We start from the raw sequence: 19,341 nt of genomic DNA on the forward strand, positions 1-19,341 counted from the left end.
ATGGCTGAAAAATCTCGACGCTTGAAGCCTTTCAGTACTGCCGTTTTCCTATGCAAGCCCACTACCCGTAGCTATCATGCCAGCCTTATTCCAAGTCGAGACTGGCATGCTCAAGTTGTTGAATCTTCTCAAGGATGGCCGGTTCCATTCCGGTGAAGCCTTGGGGGCAGCCCTCGGTGTAAGTCGCAGCGCCGTCTGGAAGCAGCTGCAGCACCTGGAGAGTGAGCTGAACCTCACCATTCACAAGGTTCGTGGCCGCGGTTACCAGCTTGCCGCGCCACTGGCTTTGCTCGATGAGCAGGCTATCGCCGAGTTCGCCGAGGGCGAACAGTGGCCCATCTTCATCCACGAAAGTATTGATTCGACCAATGCGGAGGGCTTGAGGTTGGCCGGTGTTGGTCAGGCGGCGCCTTTCCTGGTGCTTGCAGAGCGCCAGAGTGCCGGGCGTGGTCGTCGTGGGCGGCAGTGGGTAAGCCCCTTCGGCGAGAACCTTTACTACAGTCTGGTACTGCGTATCGATGGTGGCATGCGCCAACTCGAGGGCTTGAGCCTGGTGGTGGGGCTGGCGGTCATGCGCACACTGCAGGCTTTCGGCGTAAAGCAAGTGGGGCTCAAGTGGCCTAATGATGTGCTTGTTCGCGATCGAAAGATCACCGGCATTCTTCTTGAGCTGGTCGGTGACCCTGCTGACGTCTGTCATGTCGTGCTGGGGGTTGGCATCAATGTGAACATGCAAGCCAATACGGAGGTCGACCAGGCATGGACCTCGATGCGGCGCGAAACCGGTGCGGCAATTGATCGCAATCGCCTTGTCGCAACCCTCAGTCAGCAGTTGCAGCACGAACTGGCACGCCATCGCCGCTATGGCTTTGCCGCTTTCCAGGAAGAATGGGAGCAAGCGCATCTTTGGCAGGGGTGTAATGTATCGCTCATCGCGGGTAGTGCCCGTATCGATGGTGTGGTGCTGGGCGTAGATGGTCAGGGCGGCTTGCGTCTTGAAGTCGAGGGTGTAGAAAAGAGCTTCAGTGGCGGAGAGCTCAGTTTGAGGTTGCGTGATGATTCTTGAGCTCGATTGCGGTAACAGCTTCATCAAGTGGCGGGTGATTCACACTGCCGATGCCACCATCGTGGGGGGCGGTATTGTCGATTCGGACCAGGCGTTGATCGCGCAGGTGACGACCTTGTCGGCACGTCTGACTGCTTGCCGCATCGTCAGTGTGCGCAGCGAGGAAGAGACGACATCCCTCTGTGCATTGATAGATCAGGCTTTTGGTGTTGTGGCGCGAGTTGCTCGGCCAGCCCAGACAATGGCTGGGGTGCGTAATGGCTACGAAGATTACCAGCGCTTGGGGATGGACCGTTGGCTGGCCACCTTGGGGGCTTTTCATCTGGCCAAGGGCGCGTGCCTGGTGATTGATCTCGGGACTGCTGCCAAGGCCGACTTCATTGCTGCCGATGGTGAGCACCTGGGTGGTTACATTTGCCCGGGCATGCCGCTCATGCGCAGTCAGCTGCGCACGCATACCCGGCGTATTCGCTACGACGATGCTTCCGCCGAGCGCGCGCTGGCCAGTCTCGCGCCTGGGCGCTCCACGGTCGAAGCCGTAGAGCGTGGCTGTGTACTGATGTTGCAAGGTTTTGCCTGCGCTCAGCTCGAGCAGGCGCGTACCCTATGGGGAGAAGATTTCACCGTCTTCCTTACCGGTGGCGATGCGCCCTTGGTGCGCAATGCAGTGCCGCAGGCGCGCGTGGTTCCTGACCTGGTATTCGTTGGCCTGGCAATGGCCTGCCCACTGGACTGAGGTGCTTATGCGTTGGTTGTTTCTGCTGTTGCTGGTGCTCAATGTCTTCTACTACGTCTGGCACCAACAGGAAGCCCCGCTAAAAGCCAAGGATGTCGCTCCGCTGTCGCTGTATAAAGGAAGCCAGCAGGAGATTCGCCTGTTGCGTGAAATGGGTGGGACCGGGTCGGCGCGTCGCCGTGATGAATGCCTGGTGGTGGGTGGCTTCGCGGAGCGTGAGCAGCTCGACGCCTTGCGTCAGCGCCTGTTGAGCCTGGATATCAGCGCTGCACCGGTTAGTGGCCAGCTGCCGGGCGCCGACGGTGTCTGGCTGAAGATCGCCCCGGAAAGCGAGCGTTTGCTGGACCAAACCGTCCTCGCAAGTCTTTCCAATGATTTCAAAGACTTAAAACATAGAATTATTTTCTGCCAGGGTATTGCAACTGGCGAATAGCTTGATAGAATGGCGCCCGCTTCACAGGGAACACCACTCAGGTGGTAGAACCGGAAGCGGTGTCAAAGCAGCTAAGTTTCAGATTTGATTGAAAAAATTTGAAAAAACGCTTGACACTAGGGCGGCAGACAAATAGAATGCCGGCCACATCTGGAGGGATTCCCGAGCGGTCAAAGGGGACGGACTGTAAATCCGTTGCGAGAGCTTCGAAGGTTCGAATCCTTCTCCCTCCACCAGTTTTAGCGAGAGCTGCAAGCTCCGCGGGTATAGTTTAGTGGTAGAACCTCAGCCTTCCAAGCTGATGATGCGGGTTCGATTCCCGCTACCCGCTCCAAGTTTGCCGGTTTTTTGCACAATGTGTTTCGCTCTTGTAGCTCAGTTGGTAGAGCACACCCTTGGTAAGGGTGAGGTCAGCGGTTCAAGTCCGCTCAAGAGCTCCATATAAACAAGGCAGATATGAAAATATCTGCCTTTGTTTTATCAGCGTTGTGACTATTTCTTCTGCGGAGGATTGTATCGATGGCTAAGGAAAAGTTTGATCGTTCCCTACCTCACGTTAACGTCGGCACTATCGGCCACGTTGACCACGGTAAAACCACTCTGACCGCAGCTCTGACTCGCGTCTGCTCCGAAGTTTTCGGTTCGGCAGTCGTTGAGTTCGACAAGATCGACTCGGCTCCGGAAGAAAAAGCGCGCGGTATCACCATCAACACCGCTCACGTCGAGTACAACTCGAACATTCGTCACTACGCTCACGTTGACTGCCCAGGTCACGCTGACTACGTGAAGAACATGATCACCGGTGCTGCCCAGATGGACGGCGCGATCCTGGTTTGCTCGGCCGCCGATGGTCCGATGCCACAAACCCGTGAGCACATCCTGCTGTCCCGTCAGGTTGGCGTTCCGTACATCGTGGTCTTCCTGAACAAGGCTGACCTGGTAGACGACGCTGAGCTGCTGGAACTGGTCGAGATGGAAGTTCGCGACCTGCTGTCCGCCTACGACTTCCCAGGCGACGACACCCCGATCATCATCGGTTCGGCTCGTATGGCCCTGGAAGGCAAAGACGACAACGAAATGGGCACTACCGCTGTCAAGAAGCTGGTAGAAACTCTGGATGCCTACATCCCTGAGCCAGTTCGTGCCATCGACCAGCCGTTCCTGATGCCGATCGAAGATGTATTCTCGATCTCGGGTCGTGGTACCGTTGTTACCGGCCGTATCGAGCGTGGTATCGTCCGCGTTCAGGATCCGCTGGAAATCGTTGGTCTGCGTGACACCACCACCACCACCTGCACCGGCGTTGAGATGTTCCGCAAGCTGCTGGACGAAGGTCGTGCTGGTGAGAACTGCGGCGTCCTGCTGCGTGGTACCAAGCGTGACGACGTTGAGCGTGGCCAGGTTCTGGTCAAGCCAGGTTCGGTCAAGCCGCACACCAAGTTCACCGCAGAAGTCTACGTCCTGTCGAAGGAAGAAGGCGGTCGTCACACTCCGTTCTTCAAAGGCTACCGTCCTCAGTTCTACTTCCGTACCACTGACGTGACCGGTAACTGCGAACTGCCGGAAGGCGTTGAAATGGTAATGCCAGGTGACAACATTCAGATGACTGTTACCCTGATCAAGACCATCGCAATGGAAGACGGTCTGCGCTTCGCTATCCGTGAAGGCGGTCGTACCGTCGGCGCCGGCGTCGTAGCAAAAATTATTGAATAAGTAGTTGATTTACTTGATCAGGCCGGTATAATGGCCGGCCTGATACAGCGTTACAGGTCAGTAGCTCAATTGGCAGAGCGACGGTCTCCAAAACCGTAGGTTGGGGGTTCGATTCCCTCCTGACCTGCCATTCACCTCAGTGTGATTGGCTTTCTTCTTACAGGATCCTCCCCGATGACTCCCAAAACTGAAGCCCAAGAATCGCGTTTTGATCTGTTCAAGTGGCTGGCTGTAGTGGCTTTGGTTGTTGTTGGTGTTGTGGGTAATCAATATTACTCCGCCTCTCCAATCCTGTATCGCGTCCTCGCACTTCTCGCCCTGGCTGCTGTCGCAGGCTTTGTAGCCCTGCAGACTGCGAAGGGTAAGTCGTTCTTTGCGCTGGCGAAGGAAGCTCGTACTGAGATCCGTAAAGTCGTGTGGCCGACCCGCCAGGAAACCACCCAGACCACGCTGATTGTCGTGGCTGTCGTGCTGGTTATGGCACTGCTGCTGTGGGGTCTCGATTCCCTGCTCGGCTGGGCGGTCTCCCTGATCGTTGGCTAAAGGTGTCCCGTGGCTAAGCGTTGGTATGTTGTGCATGCTTACTCGGGTTACGAGAAGCATGTAATGCGCTCCCTGATCGAGCGCGTCAAGCTGGCTGGCATGGAAGACGGTTTCGGCGAGATCTTGGTTCCGACCGAAGAAGTCGTTGAAATGCGCAACGGCCAGAAGCGCAAGAGTGAGCGTAAATTCTTCCCTGGCTATGTACTGGTCCAGATGGAGATGAACGAAGGGACTTGGCACTTGGTCAAGGACACCCCTCGTGTGATGGGCTTTATCGGTGGTACTGCAGACAAACCTGCGCCAATTACCGATAAAGAAGCTGAAGCTATCCTGCGTCGCGTTGCCGATGGTAGTGACAAGCCGAAGCCGAAGACGCTGTTCGAGCCGGGTGAAGTGGTTCGAGTCATTGACGGTCCGTTCGCTGACTTCAATGGTAGTGTCGAAGAAGTTAACTACGAAAAGAGTCGCCTCCAGGTGGCGGTGCTCATTTTCGGTCGCTCTACTCCGGTAGAGCTCGAGTTCAGCCAGGTCGAAAAGGTCTAGGCGGACGAAGCATCCCATACCCCGCAGCCCTGTGTGCTGCGGGGTTTTGTCGTCACTGGGATAAAACGCAAGTCATCCGGGGAGCCATCTGGCGTTCGTACCCGATATTGGAGTAGCTCATGGCTAAGAAGATTCAGGCTTACATCAAGCTGCAAGTTAAGGCCGGCCAGGCCAACCCAAGCCCACCCGTTGGTCCAGCACTGGGTCAACACGGTGTGAACATCATGGAATTCTGCAAGGCCTTCAACGCCCGTACTCAGGGTCAAGAAGCCGGCCTGCCGACTCCTGTGATCATCACTGTTTACAGTGACCGTAGCTTCACTTTCGAAACCAAGAGCACCCCTGCCTCGGTTCTGCTGAAGAAAGCTGCTGGCCTGACCAGTGGTTCGGCTCGTCCGAACACCGTCAAAGTCGGTACCGTTACCCGCGCTCAGCTGGAAGACATCGCCAAAGCTAAACAGGCTGATCTGACCGCTGCTGACCTGGACGCTGCTGTACGCACCATCGCTGGCTCTGCCCGCAGCATGGGCCTGAACGTGGAGGGTGTGTAATGGCTAAGCTGACCAAACGCCAAAAGGCAATCGCCGAGAAAATCGAAGCAGGCAAGGCCTACAACTTCGAAGAAGCGGCAACTCTGCTGGCCTCGCTGCCTGCTGCCAAGTTCGTCGAGTCCTACGACATCGCCGTGAACCTCGGTGTTGATCCGCGTAAATCCGACCAGGTCGTACGTAGCGCTACTGTGCTGCCACACGGCACTGGCAAGACCGTTCGCGTTGCCGTCTTCACTCAGGGTCCAGCTGCTGAAGCCGCTCTGGCTGCCGGCGCTGACCGCGTAGGTATGGACGATCTGGCTGCCGAAATGAAAGCCGGCGACCTGAACTATGACGTTGTCATCGCATCGCCTGATGCCATGCGCGTTGTAGGTCAGCTGGGTCAGGTTCTGGGTCCTCGCGGCCTGATGCCTAACCCGAAAGTTGGTACCGTGAGCCCAGACGTAGCCACTGCCGTGAAGAACGCCAAGGCTGGTCAGGTTCGCTACCGTACCGACAAAAACGGTATCATCCATACCTCCGTTGGCAAGGTCGGTTTTGAAGCTGGCAAGCTGAAGGAAAACGTTGAAGCCCTGATCGCTGATCTGAAGCGTATCAAGCCGGCTTCCTCGAAAGGTATCTACGTCAAGCGCGTTACCCTGAGCACCACCATGGGCCCAGGTCTGGTCATCGATCAGAGCTCGCTGAACGTGTAAGAACATGGCGGTGCGACCAGTCGCGCCGCCAGCAAAAATTGGGGTCCCTGCCTGGCGGGGGCTATCCAAGACCGTAGGCGGCGCAAGCCTTAAACCACAAGCCTACGCAGATGGTGCTCCCGATTCGTTTACCGAATCAGACACCAAAACGACATCCGGCTTCGGCCAGATGAAACGGTAAAAACCAGGAGTAAACCCGTGGCAATTAAACTCGAAGACAAGAAGGCCATCGTCGCTGAAGTCAACGAGGCTGCCAAAGTCGCTCTGTCCGCTGTCGTGGCCGATGCCCGTGGTGTGACTGTAAGCGCAATGACCGGACTCCGTAAAGAGGCCCGCGAAGCTGGCGTTTACGTACGTGTCGTACGTAACACCCTGCTCAAGCGCGCAGTTGAAGGCACCGAGTATTCGATCCTCAACGACGCGTTCAAAGGCCCGACCCTGATCGCTTTCTCCAACGAACACCCGGGCGCTGCTGCCCGTCTGTTCAAAGAGTTCGCCAAGGGTCAGGACAAGTTCGAGATCAAGGCAGCTGCGTTTGACGGCAATTTCATTGCAGCGAACCAGATCGATGTGTTGGCTACCCTGCCGACCCGCGACGAAGCTATTGCGAAACTGATGAGCGTGATCCAAGGCGCTACCAGCAAGCTGGCTCGTACTCTGGCAGCCATTCGCGACCAGAAAGAAGCTACCGCTGCCTAAGGCACGCGAAACTCTTTCAAAATCATACGTTTAATTTGATGGCTGCGTAGGCTGTCACCCCAATACAGGATTTAAGTCATGTCTCTGACTAACGAACAAATCATCGAAGCAATCGGCCAGAAAACCGTTCTGGAAGTTGTCGAGCTGATCAAAGCAATGGAAGAAACCTTCGGCGTTACCGCCGCTGTTGCCGCTGCTGGCCCAGCTGCTGCTGCTGCCGTTGTTGAAGAGCAGACCGAGTTCAACGTTGTTCTGGTTGAAGCCGGCGACAAGAAAGTGAACGTGATCAAAGCCGTTCGCGAGCTGACCGGTCTGGGCCTGAAAGAAGCCAAAGAGAAAGTCGACGGCGCTCCTCAGGTTGTAGCTGAAGGCGTTTCGAAAGAAGCCGCTGAAGACGCTAAGAAGAAGCTGGAAGAAGCAGGCGCTAAAGTCGAGCTGAAGTAATCTCGACCTTGCGACTCCAGCCGGAGCGTTGAGCGAAGGCTGATGGCTGGTGGCTTATGCCACCGGCCTTTTTCCGTTATTGGTGGTCGACCAGGTCGGCCCCGATAACAAGCTGCAAGACACCCATGTGGGTGGCGCAAACCAAGGGGTTTGCACGATTTTCTGGCTGCTCCCGCCGGGAGAAGCCAAACAAGCAGGTGACCAAGCTGGGGAACGCTGATGGCTTACTCATACACTGAGAAAAAACGTATCCGCAAGGACTTTAGCAAGTTGCCGGACGTCATGGATGTGCCTTACCTCCTGGCCATCCAGCTGGATTCGTATCGCGAATTCCTGCAAGCGGGAGCATCCAAGGATCAGTTCCGCGACGTCGGCCTGCACGCGGCCTTCAAGTCGGTATTCCCGATCATCAGCTACTCCGGCAATGCTGCCCTGGAGTACGTAGGCTATCGCCTGGGCGAACCAGCCTTCGATGTGAAGGAATGTGTCCTGCGTGGCGTGACCTTCGCGGTCCCACTGCGGGTCAAGGTGCGCCTGATCATCTTCGACAAGGAATCGTCGAACAAAGCGATCAAGGACATCAAAGAGCAAGAAGTCTACATGGGTGAAATCCCCCTGATGACTGAGAACGGTACCTTCGTTATCAACGGTACCGAGCGTGTAATCGTTTCCCAGCTGCACCGTTCGCCTGGTGTGTTCTTCGACCACGACCGTGGCAAGACTCACAGCTCGGGCAAGCTGCTGTACTCCGCGCGCATCATTCCGTACCGCGGTTCGTGGCTGGACTTCGAGTTCGATCCGAAGGACTGCGTGTTCGTGCGTATCGACCGTCGCCGCAAACTGCCGGCTTCGGTACTGCTGCGCGCGCTGGGCTACAGCACCGAAGAAGTACTGAACACCTTCTACACCACCAACGTGTTCCACATTTCCGGCGAAAAACTGAGCCTGGAACTGGTACCTCAGCGTCTGCGTGGTGAAGTTGCGGTCATGGACATCCATGACGGCAGCGGCAAGGTCATCGTCGAGCAAGGCCGCCGTATTACCGCGCGCCACGTCAACCAGCTCGAGAAGGCCGGTGTCAACCAGCTGGACGTTCCAATGGAATACGTCCTGGGTCGCACCACTGCCAAGGCCATCGTGCATCCGGCTACCGGCGAGATCCTGGCCGAGTGCAACACCGAGCTGACCACCGAGCTGCTGATCAAGATCGCCAAGGCTCAGGTCGTTCGCATCGAGACCCTGTACACCAACGACATCGACTGCGGTCCGTTCATCTCGGATACCCTGAAGATCGACACCACCAGCAACCAACTGGAAGCGCTGGTCGAGATCTACCGCATGATGCGTCCAGGCGAGCCGCCAACCAAGGACGCCGCCGAGACCCTGTTCAACAACCTGTTCTTCAGCGCCGAGCGTTACGACCTGTCCGCCGTTGGCCGCATGAAGTTCAACCGTCGTATCGGTCGTACCGAGATCGAAGGTTCGGGCGTGCTGAGCAAGGAAGATATCGTCGAGGTCCTCAAGACTCTGGTCGACATCCGTAACGGCAAAGGCATCGTCGACGACATCGACCATCTGGGCAACCGTCGCGTACGTTGCGTCGGCGAGATGGCCGAGAACCAGTTCCGCGTTGGCCTGGTGCGTGTCGAGCGCGCGGTCAAAGAGCGCCTGTCGATGGCAGAAAGCGAAGGCCTGATGCCGCAAGACCTGATCAACGCCAAGCCGGTTGCGGCGGCGGTGAAAGAGTTCTTCGGCTCCAGCCAGCTCTCGCAGTTCATGGACCAGAACAACCCGCTCTCCGAGATCACCCACAAGCGCCGCGTCTCCGCACTCGGCCCGGGCGGTCTGACCCGTGAGCGTGCAGGCTTCGAGGTTCGTGACGTACACCCGACCCACTACGGCCGCGTGTGCCCGATCGAGACCCCTGAAGGTCCGAACATCGGTCTGATCAACTCCCTGGCAGCCTATGCCCGCACCAACCAGTACGGCTTCCTGGAAAGCCCGTACCGCGTGGTGAAGGAAGGCGTGGTCAGCGACGACATCGTGTTCCTGTCGGCAATCGAAGAAGCCGATCACGTCATCGCCCAGGCTTCTGCCGCGATGAACGAGAAGAAGCAGCTGATCGATGAGCTGGTAGCGGTCCGTCACCTGAACGAATTCACCGTCAAGGCGCCGGAAGACGTCACCCTGATGGACGTTTCGCCGAAGCAGGTTGTTTCCGTTGCTGCCTCGCTGATCCCGTTCCTCGAGCACGACGACGCCAACCGTGCATTGATGGGTTCGAACATGCAGCGTCAGGCTGTACCGACCCTGCGCGCGGACAAGCCGCTGGTAGGTACCGGCATGGAGCGCAACGTTGCCCGTGACTCCGGTGTCTGCGTGGTTGCTCGCCGCGGTGGTGTGATCGACTCGGTCGACGCCAGCCGTATCGTTGTTCGTGTCAACGACGACGAAGTGGAAACCGGCGAAGCAGGTGTGGATATCTACAACCTGACCAAGTACACCCGTTCGAACCAGAACACCTGCATCAACCAGCGTCCGCTGGTGAGCAAAGGTGACAAGGTTCAGCGTAGCGACATCATGGCCGACGGCCCGTCCACCGACATGGGTGAGCTGGCACTGGGCCAGAACATGCGCATCGCGTTCATGGCGTGGAACGGCTTCAACTTCGAAGACTCCATCTGCCTGTCCGAGCGTGTGGTTCAGGAAGACCGCTTCACCACCATCCACATCCAGGAACTGACCTGTGTGGCGCGTGACACCAAGCTTGGCCCAGAGGAAATCACTGCGGACATCCCGAACGTGGGTGAAGCTGCACTGAACAAGCTGGACGAAGCCGGTATCGTCTACGTAGGTGCTGAAGTCGGCGCTGGCGACATTCTGGTCGGCAAGGTCACGCCAAAAGGCGAAACCCAGCTGACTCCGGAAGAAAAACTGCTGCGCGCAATCTTCGGTGAGAAGGCCAGCGACGTTAAGGACACCTCCCTGCGCGTGCCAACCGGCACCAAGGGCACCGTCATCGACGTACAGGTCTTCACCCGTGATGGCGTCGAGCGCGACAGCCGCGCCCTGGCCATCGAGAAGATGCAGCTGGACGAGATCCGCAAGGACCTCAACGAAGAGTTCCGCATCGTCGAAGGTGCAACCTTCGAGCGTCTGCGTGCTGCCCTGAACGGCCAGGTGGTCGACGGTGGCGCGGGCCTGAAGAAAGGCACCGTGATCACTGACGAAGTGCTGGACGGCCTGGAGCACGGCCAGTGGTTCAAACTGCGCATGGCCGAAGATGCACTGAACGAGCAGCTGGAAAAGGCTCAGCAGTACATCGTCGATCGTCGCCGTCTGCTGGACGACAAGTTCGAAGACAAGAAGCGCAAGCTGCAGCAGGGCGATGATCTGGCTCCGGGCGTACTGAAGATCGTCAAGGTCTACCTGGCAATCCGCCGTCGCATCCAGCCGGGTGACAAGATGGCCGGTCGTCACGGTAACAAGGGTGTCGTCTCGGTGATCATGCCGGTGGAAGACATGCCGCACGACGCCAACGGTACTCCGGTCGACGTCGTACTGAACCCGCTGGGCGTACCTTCGCGTATGAACGTCGGTCAGATTCTCGAAACCCACCTGGGCCTCGCGGCCAAGGGCCTGGGCGAGAAGATCGACCGCATGATCGAAGAACAGCGCAAAGCCGCTGAGCTGCGTGGCTTCCTCACCGAGATCTACAACGAGATCGGTGGTCGTCAGGAGAACCTGGAAGAGTTCACCGACGAAGAGATCCTCGCCCTGGCCAACAACCTGAAGAAAGGCGTGCCAATGGCAACTCCGGTCTTCGACGGTGCCAAGGAGCGTGAGATCAAGGCCATGCTGAAGCTGGCAGACCTGCCAGAAAGCGGCCAGATGGTGCTGTTCGACGGCCGTACCGGCAACAAGTTCGAGCGTCCTGTGACCGTTGGTTACATGTACATGCTCAAGCTGAACCACTTGGTGGACGACAAGATGCACGCGCGTTCCACTGGTTCCTACAGCCTGGTTACCCAGCAGCCGCTGGGTGGTAAGGCGCAGTTCGGTGGTCAGCGTTTCGGGGAGATGGAAGTGTGGGCGCTGGAAGCATACGGCGCGGCATACACCCTGCAAGAAATGCTCACAGTGAAGTCGGACGACGTGAACGGCCGTACCAAGATGTACAAGAACATCGTGGATGGCGATCACCGTATGGAGCCGGGCATGCCCGAGTCCTTCAACGTGTTGATCAAAGAGATCCGTTCGCTCGGTATCGATATCGATCTGGAAACCGAATAACACGTGACGCGAAGGGGGGTGGGGCAGGTAATGCCCGCTCCCTGCTCCGCCAGGAGGAAAGGCCTTGAAAGACCTACTGAATTTGCTGAAAAACCAGGGTCAAGTCGAAGAGTTCGACGCCATCCGCATCGGTCTGGCGTCGCCTGAAATGATCCGTTCGTGGTCGTTCGGTGAAGTTAAGAAGCCGGAAACCATCAACTACCGTACGTTCAAGCCTGAGCGTGACGGCCTGTTCTGCGCCAAGATCTTTGGCCCAGTCAAGGACTACGAGTGCCTGTGCGGCAAGTACAAGCGCCTCAAACACCGCGGCGTGATCTGCGAGAAGTGCGGCGTTGAAGTTGCCCTGGCCAAGGTTCGTCGTGAGCGCATGGCGCACATCGAACTGGCCTCGCCGGTTGCCCACATCTGGTTCCTGAAGTCGCTGCCGTCCCGTATCGGCCTGCTGATGGACATGACCCTGCGTGATATCGAACGTGTGCTCTACTTCGAGAGCTACGTCGTTATCGACCCGGGCATGACTACCCTCGAGAAGGGTCAGCTGCTGAACGACGAGCAGTACTTCGAAGCGCTGGAAGAGTTCGGTGACGACTTCGATGCCCGCATGGGTGCCGAGGCTGTCCGCGAGCTGCTGCACGCTATCGACCTGGAGCACGAGATCGGCCGCCTGCGCGAAGAAATTCCGCAGACCAACTCGGAAACCAAGATCAAGAAGCTGTCCAAGCGCCTGAAGCTGATGGAAGCTTTCCAGGGTTCGGGCAACCTGCCTGAGTGGATGGTCCTGACCGTCCTGCCAGTTCTGCCGCCGGACCTGCGTCCGCTGGTACCGCTGGATGGCGGCCGCTTCGCGACCTCCGACCTGAACGACCTCTATCGTCGGGTGATCAACCGTAACAACCGTCTGAAGCGCCTGCTCGATCTGTCGGCGCCGGACATCATCGTGCGTAACGAAAAGCGCATGCTGCAGGAAGCGGTCGACGCCCTGCTGGACAACGGCCGTCGCGGTCGCGCCATCACTGGCTCGAACAAGCGTCCGCTGAAGTCCCTGGCCGACATGATCAAAGGTAAGCAAGGTCGCTTCCGTCAGAACTTGCTCGGCAAGCGTGTTGACTACTCCGGCCGTTCGGTAATTACCGTAGGTCCGACCCTGCGTCTGCACCAGTGCGGTCTGCCGAAGAAGATGGCCCTCGAGCTGTTCAAGCCGTTCATTTTCGGCAAGCTGGAAATGCGTGGTCTGGCGACCACCATCAAGGCAGCCAAGAAGATGGTCGAGCGCGAACTGCCAGAGGTATGGGACGTTCTCGCCGAAGTGATTCGCGAACACCCCGTACTGCTCAACCGTGCGCCTACCCTGCACCGTCTGGGTATCCAGGCGTTCGAGCCTGTGCTGATCGAAGGCAAGGCCATCCAGCTGCACCCGCTGGTCTGTGCCGCGTACAACGCCGACTTCGACGGTGACCAGATGGCCGTTCATGTGCCGCTGACCCTGGAAGCCCAGCTCGAAGCGCGCGCACTGATGATGTCGACCAACAACATCCTGTCGCCAGCCAACGGTGAGCCAATCATCGTTCCGTCGCAGGACGTTGTACTGGGTCTGTACTACATGACCCGTGAGGCCATCAACGCCAAGGGCGAAGGTCGCGTATTCGCCGACCTGCAGGAAGTCGACCGCGTATTCCGCGCCGGCGAAGCCGCCCTGCACGCGAAAATCAAGGTCCGTATCAACGAGACCGTGAAAGACCGTGATGGCAGCATCACCAAGAACACCCGTATCGTCGACACCACCGTCGGCCGTGCGCTGCTGTTCCAGGTTGTACCGGCAGGCCTGCCGTACGACGTGGTCAACCAGCCAATGAAGAAAAAGGCGATCTCCAAGCTGATCAACCAGTGCTACCGCGTGGTTGGTCTGAAAGAGACCGTCATCTTCGCTGACCAGTTGATGTACACCGGTTTCGCTTACTCCACCATTTCTGGCGTGTCCATTGGTGTGAACGACTTTGTCATCCCGGATGAGAAAGCGCGCATCATCAACAGCGCCACCGATGAAGTGAAGGAAATCGAAAGCCAGTACGCCTCCGGCCTGGTAACCCAGGGCGAGAAGTACAACAAGGTCATCGACTTGTGGTCGAAGGCGAACGACGAAGTGTCCAAGGCGATGATGGCCAACCTCTCGAAAGAGAAAGTCATCGACCGCGAGGGCAAGGAAGTCGATCAAGAGTCCTTCAACTCGATGTACATGATGGCTGACTCCGGTGCGCGGGGTTCCGCAGCCCAGATCCGTCAGCTGGCCGGTATGCGTGGCCTGATGGCCAAGCCGGACGGCTCGATCATCGAGACACCGATCACCGCGAACTTCCGTGAAGGTCTGAGCGTACTGCAGTACTTCATCTCGACCCACGGTGCTCGTAAGGGTCTGGCGGATACCGCACTGAAGACTGCAAACTCCGGTTACCTGACCCGTCGTCTGGTAGACGTTGCCCAGGATCTGGTCGTGACCGAGATCGACTGTGGTACCGACCACGGTCTGGTCATGACTCCGCACATCGAAGGCGGCGACGTTGTAGAGCCGCTGGGTGAGCGTGTACTGGGTCGTGTCATTGCCCGTGACGTGTTCAAGCCAGGCACCGAGGACGTCATCGTTCCTGCCGGTACCCTGGTCGACGAGCAGTGGGTCGAGTTCATCGAGCTGAACAGCATCGACGAAGTAGTCGTGCGTTCGCCGATCAACTGCGAAACCCGCTATGGTATCTGCGCCAAGTGCTACGGTCGTGACCTGGCGCGTGGTCACCAGGTGAACATCGGTGAAGCTGTTGGCGTTATCGCTGCACAGTCGATCGGTGAGCCGGGTACCCAGCTGACCATGCGTACGTTCCACATCGGTGGTGCTGCAAGCCGTACTTCGGCTGCCGACAGCGTCCAGGTGAAGAACGGCGGTATGGTGCGTCTGCACAACCTGAAGCAGGTCGAGCGTGCTGACGGCAACCTGGTTGCTTTGTCGCGTTCCGGCGAGCTGGCCATTGCCGACGAGTTCGGTCGTGAGCGCGAGCGCTACAAGCTGCCTTACGGTGCGGTGATTTCGGTCAAGGAAGGTGACAAGGTCGAAGCTGGCGCCATCGTCGCCAAGTGGGACCCGCACACCCACCCGATCGTTACCGAGCTGAAAGGTACCGTGACCTTCGTGGGCATGGAAGAAAACATCACCATCAAGCGCCAGACCGACGAACTGACCGGCCTGACCAACATCGAGGTGCTGGACGTCAAGGATCGCCCTGCCGCAGGCAAGGAAATCCGTCCGGCCATCAAGATGGTCGACGCCAACGGCAAGGACCTGTACCTGCCAGGTACCGACGTACCGGCCCAGTACTTCCTGCCGGCGAACGCCTTGGTGGGTGTGGCTGACGGTGCTCAGATCGGCGTTGGTGACGTTATCGCGCGTATCCCGCAAGAAACGTCGAAGACCCGTGACATCACCGGTGGTCTGCCACGCGTTGCCGACCTGTTCGAAGCGCGCCGTCCGAAAGAAGCCTCGATTCTGGCTGAAGTCAGCGGCACCATCGCGTTCGGCAAGGAGACCAAGGGCAAGCGTCGTCTGGTCATTACCCCGACCGACGGTAGCGATCCGTACGAAGAGCTGATTCCGAAGTGGCGCCACCTGAACGTCTTCGAAGGCGAACAGGTAAACCGCGGCGAAGTTATCTCCGACGGCCCGAGCGATCCGCACGACATCCTGCGTCTGCTGGGTGTGAGCGCGCTGGCGAAGTACATCGTCAACGAGATCCAGGACGTTTACCGTCTGCAAGGCGTTAAGATCAACGACAAGCACATCGAGACCATCCTGCGTCAGATGCTGCGCAAGGTCGAGATCTCCGAGTCGGGCGATTCCAGCTTCATCAAGGGCGACCAGATGGAACTGACTCACGTCCTGGTCGAGAACGAGCGTCTCGCCGGCGAAGACAAGTTCATCTCGAAGTTCACCCGCGTGCTGCTGGGTATCACCAAGGCGTCGCTGTCGACCGAATCGTTCATCTCCGCGGCTTCCTTCCAGGAAACCACCCGCGTACTGACCGAAGCGGCGGTAACCGGCAAGCGCGATTACCTGCGCGGCCTGAAAGAGAACGTGGTCGTGGGTCGTCTGATCCCGGCGGGTACCGGTCTGGCCTACCACAGCGAGCGCAAGCGTCGCCGTGATGCCGACAAACCGCTGCGTGTAAGCGCCAGTGAGGTGGAAGCCGCACTGACCGAAGCGCTGAATTCCAGCGGTAACTAAGTACAGGGCAGGGCCCCGGCAAGCCCCGAACGGCCATCGGTGACATGAATTGTTGCCGATGACCGGGCGGGGAGGGCCGGGGCCTCGTCTTGACTGGGTGCAAGATCCTCCGTAGACTTTTGTACCCTTAAATTTGGTGAGGCTCCGTCTCGCCAATTTTTGGCTTTCTTGCAAGACAATAGAGTCGCAAGACAATCAGTGGAGCTAGTAGATGGCAACTATCAACCAGCTGGTACGTCAGCCGCGTAAGCGTTCGGTCGAGAAGTCCGACGTTCCTGCGCTGCAGAACTGCCCGCAACGTCGTGGCGTGTGCACCCGCGTGTACACCACCACGCCGAAAAAACCTAACTCGGCACTGCGTAAAGTATGCCGTGTGCGTCTGACCAACGGTTTCGAGGTTTCCTCGTACATCGGCGGTGAAGGCCACAACCTGCAAGAGCACAGCGTCGTCCTGATCCGTGGCGGCCGTGTAAAAGACTTGCCAGGTGTTCGTTACCACACCGTTCGCGGCTCTCTGGATACTTCGGGCGTTAAAGGCCGTAACCAGGGTCGTTCGAAGTACGGTACCAAGCGTCCGAAGTAATCGGCCGTTTGCAGACATCCATTTTTTTGAGTCGATAAGAGTAAGGTCGGGCAGGGGTCGAAGACCCACGTCCCGGGCTAACCTGAAGACCGTTTGAGGGCTTATCATGCCAAGACGTCGTGTAGCAGCAAAACGTGAGATTCTGGACGATCCTAAATACGGATCCCAAATCCTCGCCAAGTTCATGAACCACGTGATGGAAAGCGGCAAGAAGGCCGTAGCCGAGCGCATCGTTTACGGTGCCCTGGATACCGTCAAAGCACGCAAGAACAGCGACCCCCTGGAAATCTTCGAGAAAGCTCTCGACGCCATCGCTCCGCTGGTCGAAGTAAAGTCCCGTCGTGTCGGCGGTGCCACTTACCAGGTTCCGGTTGAAGTTCGTCCATCCCGTCGTAACGCTCTGGCAATGCGCTGGCTCGTAGACTACGCCCGCAAGCGCGGCGAGAAGTCGATGGCTCTGCGCCTGGCCGGCGAACTGCTGGATGCTGCCGAAGGCAAAGGTGCTGCAGTCAAGAAGCGTGAAGACGTGCACCGTATGGCCGAAGCCAACAAAGCGTTCTCGCACTACCGCTTCTAATTCAAGCATCAATCATTTTGCGAGGGCTTTATGGCTCGTACTACAGCAATTAACCGCTACCGTAACATTGGTATCTGTGCCCACGTTGACGCGGGCAAGACCACCACTACCGAGCGGATCCTGTTCTACACAGGTCTGAGCCACAAGATGGGCGAGGTGCATGACGGCGCCGCGACCACCGACTGGATGGTGCAGGAGCAGGAGCGCGGTATCACCATTACCTCCGCTGCCGTTACCACCTTCTGGAAAGGTTCCCGTGGTCAGTACGACAACTACCGCGTAAACGTCATCGATACCCCCGGCCACGTTGACTTCACCATTGAAGTAGAGCGTTCGCTGCGTGTGCTCGACGGCGCGGTCGTTGTGTTCTGCGGTACCTCCGGCGTTGAGCCGCAGTCCGAAACCGTATGGCGTCAGGCCAACAAGTACGGCGTTCCACGTGTTGTCTACGTGAACAAGATGGACCGTGCTGGTGCCAACTTCCTGCGCGTTGTCGGCCAGATCAAGAACCGCCTGGGCCACACCCCGGTTCCGGTCCAGCTGGCTATCGGTGCAGAAGATGACTTCCAGGGTCAGGTTGACCTGATCAAGATGAAGGCCATCTACTGGAACGATGACGACAAGGGCACCACCTATCGCGAGGAAGAAATTCCTGCCGATATGCTGGACCTGGCTGAAGAGTGGCGCAGCAACATGGTCGAGGCTGCTGCCGAGGCCAACGAAGAGCTGATGAACAAGTACCTTGAAGAAGGTGACCTGTCCGTCGAAGACATCAAGGCTGGTCTGCGCGCCCGTACCCTGGCGAGCGAGATCGTTCCTGCTGTCTGCGGTTCCTCGTTCAAGAACAAGGGCGTTCCCCTGGTTCTCGACGCCGTTATCGACTTCCTGCCTGCTCCGACCGAAATCCCGGCGATCAAGGGTATCCACCCTGACCTGATCGACGTGCCGAAGGACGAAGTCACCCCAGAGCAGTACGACGAGCGTCCTGCTGACGACAACGAGCCGTTCTCGGCCCTGGCGTTCAAGATTGCCACTGACCCGTTCGTGGGTACTCTGACCTTCGTCCGCGTCTACTCGGGCTTCCTGACCTCCGGTGACTCCGTCATCAACTCGGTCAAGGGCAAGAAAGAGCGCGTTGGTCGTATGGTGCAGATGCACGCCAACCAGCGTGAAGAGATCAAGGAAGTACGTGCAGGCGACATCGCTGCTCTGATCGGCATGAAGGACGTCACCACCGGTGACACCCTGTGCAACGCCGACAAGCCGATCATCCTTGAGCGTATGGACTTCCCTGAGCCGGTAATTTCGCTCTCCGTAGAGCCGAAAACCAAGGCTGACCAGGAGAAGATGGGTATCGCTCTGGGCAAGCTGGCCCAGGAAGACCCGTCGTTCCGCGTCAAGACCGACGAAGAAACCGGCCAGACCATCATCTCCGGTATGGGTGAGCTGCACCTGGACATCCTCGTTGACCGCATGAAGCGCGAGTTCAACGTCGAGTGCAACGTCGGCAAGCCGCAGGTTTCGTACCGCGAGAAGATCACCAAGTCCAACGTCGAGATCGAAGGCAAGTTCGTTCGTCAGTCGGGTGGTCGCGGTCAGTTCGGTCACTGCTGGATCCGTTTCTCGGAGCCGGACGTGGACGAGAAGGGCAACATCACCGAAGGTCTGGTGTTCACCAACGAAGTCGTTGGTGGTGTGATTCCTAAGGAATTCATCGCCCCGATCCAGAAGGGTATCGAAGAGCAGATGAAGAACGGCGTTGTTGCCGGCTATCCGCTGCTCGGCCTGAAGGCTACGGTATTCGACGGTTCGTACCATGACGTCGACTCCAACGAAATGGCGTTCAAGATCGCCGCTTCGATGGCGACCAAGCAACTGGCCCAGAAGGGCGGTGGCGTGGTGCTTGAGCCGATCATGAAGGTCGAAGTTGTAACCCCGGAAGACTACCTGGGTGACGTGATGGGTGACCTGAGCCGTCGTCGCGGGATGATCCAGGGTAATGAAGACTCGGTGTCCGGCAAGGTAATCACTGCTGAGGTACCGCTCGGAGAAATGTTCGGTTACGCAACCGACGTTCGTTCCATGTCTCAGGGTCGCGCAAGCTACTCCATGGAATTCTCCAAATACGCCGAAGCTCCGTCGAACATCGTCGAAGCACTCGTTAAAAAACAAGGCTAATCCCCTTTAGGCAAGAGGTTCAC

Annotated in this window: 16 protein-coding genes and 4 tRNA genes; all 20 read left to right on the top strand. The window is 58.0% G+C overall.

Features of this window, described 5'->3' with window-relative positions; all coding sequences use genetic code 11:
* The first annotated feature begins 106 nt into the window (after positions 1-106).
* The 20 genes from birA (at position 107) to fusA (ending at position 19,318) form a co-directional block, all read left to right on the top strand.
* A complete protein-coding gene (birA, locus tag PPL01S_RS24675; protein ID WP_028626259.1) occupies positions 107-1,066 on the top strand; it encodes a bifunctional biotin--[acetyl-CoA-carboxylase] ligase/biotin operon repressor BirA in 960 nt (319 codons plus the stop codon).
* Entirely contained in the window at positions 1,056-1,802 is a 747-nt protein-coding gene (locus tag PPL01S_RS13120) for a pantothenate kinase (RefSeq protein WP_028626258.1), read from the top strand. The genes birA and PPL01S_RS13120 overlap by 11 nt, the downstream gene beginning before the upstream one ends.
* A gap of 7 nt (positions 1,803-1,809) precedes the next feature.
* Complete coding sequence (locus PPL01S_RS13125; RefSeq protein ID WP_016391474.1) at positions 1,810-2,235, top strand: hypothetical protein; 426 nt, start codon at positions 1,810-1,812, stop codon at positions 2,233-2,235.
* 152 nt (positions 2,236-2,387) lie between these two features.
* A tRNA-Tyr gene (locus PPL01S_RS13130) sits at positions 2,388-2,471 on the top strand.
* Between the two features lie 24 nt (positions 2,472-2,495).
* A tRNA-Gly gene (locus PPL01S_RS13135) sits at positions 2,496-2,569 on the top strand.
* A gap of 30 nt (positions 2,570-2,599) precedes the next feature.
* Positions 2,600-2,675 (top strand) — tRNA-Thr (locus tag PPL01S_RS13140).
* Positions 2,676-2,754: 79 nt separating this feature from the next.
* Positions 2,755-3,948: an elongation factor Tu gene (tuf, locus tag PPL01S_RS13145; protein WP_042156044.1), complete on the top strand. Its 1,194-nt coding sequence runs from the start codon at positions 2,755-2,757 to the stop codon at positions 3,946-3,948.
* A gap of 54 nt (positions 3,949-4,002) precedes the next feature.
* Positions 4,003-4,078, top strand: a tRNA-Trp gene (locus tag PPL01S_RS13150).
* Between the two features lie 44 nt (positions 4,079-4,122).
* Positions 4,123-4,491 (top strand): preprotein translocase subunit SecE, encoded by a 369-nt coding sequence (gene secE, locus PPL01S_RS13155; protein WP_008089117.1) that lies wholly within the window; start codon positions 4,123-4,125, stop codon positions 4,489-4,491.
* A gap of 9 nt (positions 4,492-4,500) precedes the next feature.
* Positions 4,501-5,034: a transcription termination/antitermination protein NusG gene (gene nusG, locus PPL01S_RS13160; protein ID WP_003255501.1), complete on the top strand. Its 534-nt coding sequence runs from the start codon at positions 4,501-4,503 to the stop codon at positions 5,032-5,034.
* A gap of 119 nt (positions 5,035-5,153) precedes the next feature.
* Complete coding sequence (gene rplK / locus PPL01S_RS13165; RefSeq protein WP_003255500.1) at positions 5,154-5,585, top strand: 50S ribosomal protein L11; 432 nt, start codon at positions 5,154-5,156, stop codon at positions 5,583-5,585.
* Positions 5,585-6,280: a 50S ribosomal protein L1 gene (rplA, locus tag PPL01S_RS13170; protein ID WP_016392127.1), complete on the top strand. Its 696-nt coding sequence runs from the start codon at positions 5,585-5,587 to the stop codon at positions 6,278-6,280. The genes rplK and rplA overlap by 1 nt, the downstream gene beginning before the upstream one ends.
* A gap of 198 nt (positions 6,281-6,478) precedes the next feature.
* Positions 6,479-6,979, top strand: a complete 501-nt coding sequence (gene rplJ, locus PPL01S_RS13175) for a 50S ribosomal protein L10 (RefSeq protein ID WP_016392128.1) — start codon at positions 6,479-6,481, stop codon at positions 6,977-6,979.
* Between the two features lie 78 nt (positions 6,980-7,057).
* Entirely contained in the window at positions 7,058-7,423 is a 366-nt protein-coding gene (gene rplL / locus PPL01S_RS13180) for a 50S ribosomal protein L7/L12 (RefSeq protein WP_003255496.1), read from the top strand.
* 49 nt (positions 7,424-7,472) lie between these two features.
* A complete protein-coding gene (locus tag PPL01S_RS25125) occupies positions 7,473-7,643 on the top strand; it encodes a hypothetical protein (protein ID WP_156042686.1) in 171 nt (56 codons plus the stop codon).
* Positions 7,643-11,716 carry a DNA-directed RNA polymerase subunit beta gene (gene rpoB / locus PPL01S_RS13185; RefSeq protein WP_016392129.1) on the top strand — a complete coding sequence of 1,358 codons (4,074 nt, stop codon included), beginning with the start codon at positions 7,643-7,645 and terminating at the stop codon, positions 11,714-11,716. Before PPL01S_RS25125 ends, rpoB begins: the two co-directional genes overlap by 1 nt.
* Positions 11,717-11,780: 64 nt before the next feature.
* Positions 11,781-15,980, top strand: coding sequence for a DNA-directed RNA polymerase subunit beta' (gene rpoC, locus PPL01S_RS13190; RefSeq protein WP_028626227.1), 4,200 nt, complete (start codon positions 11,781-11,783; stop codon positions 15,978-15,980).
* A 211-nt stretch (positions 15,981-16,191) separates the two neighbouring features.
* Positions 16,192-16,563 (top strand): 30S ribosomal protein S12, encoded by a 372-nt coding sequence (gene rpsL, locus PPL01S_RS13195; RefSeq protein WP_003255492.1) that lies wholly within the window; start codon positions 16,192-16,194, stop codon positions 16,561-16,563.
* 106 nt (positions 16,564-16,669) lie between these two features.
* Entirely contained in the window at positions 16,670-17,140 is a 471-nt protein-coding gene (gene rpsG / locus PPL01S_RS13200; protein ID WP_003246741.1) for a 30S ribosomal protein S7, read from the top strand.
* A 30-nt stretch (positions 17,141-17,170) separates the two neighbouring features.
* The gene (gene fusA / locus PPL01S_RS13205) at positions 17,171-19,318 is read left to right on the top strand and encodes an elongation factor G (protein WP_016392131.1); all 2,148 of its coding nucleotides are present in this window, start codon (positions 17,171-17,173) and stop codon (positions 19,316-19,318) included.
* The last annotated feature ends 23 nt before the right edge of the window (positions 19,319-19,341 follow it).

Origin of the sequence: Pseudomonas plecoglossicida NBRC 103162 = DSM 15088, assembly GCF_000730665.1 — a bacterium.
Classification (GTDB): domain Bacteria; phylum Pseudomonadota; class Gammaproteobacteria; order Pseudomonadales; family Pseudomonadaceae; genus Aquipseudomonas; species Aquipseudomonas plecoglossicida.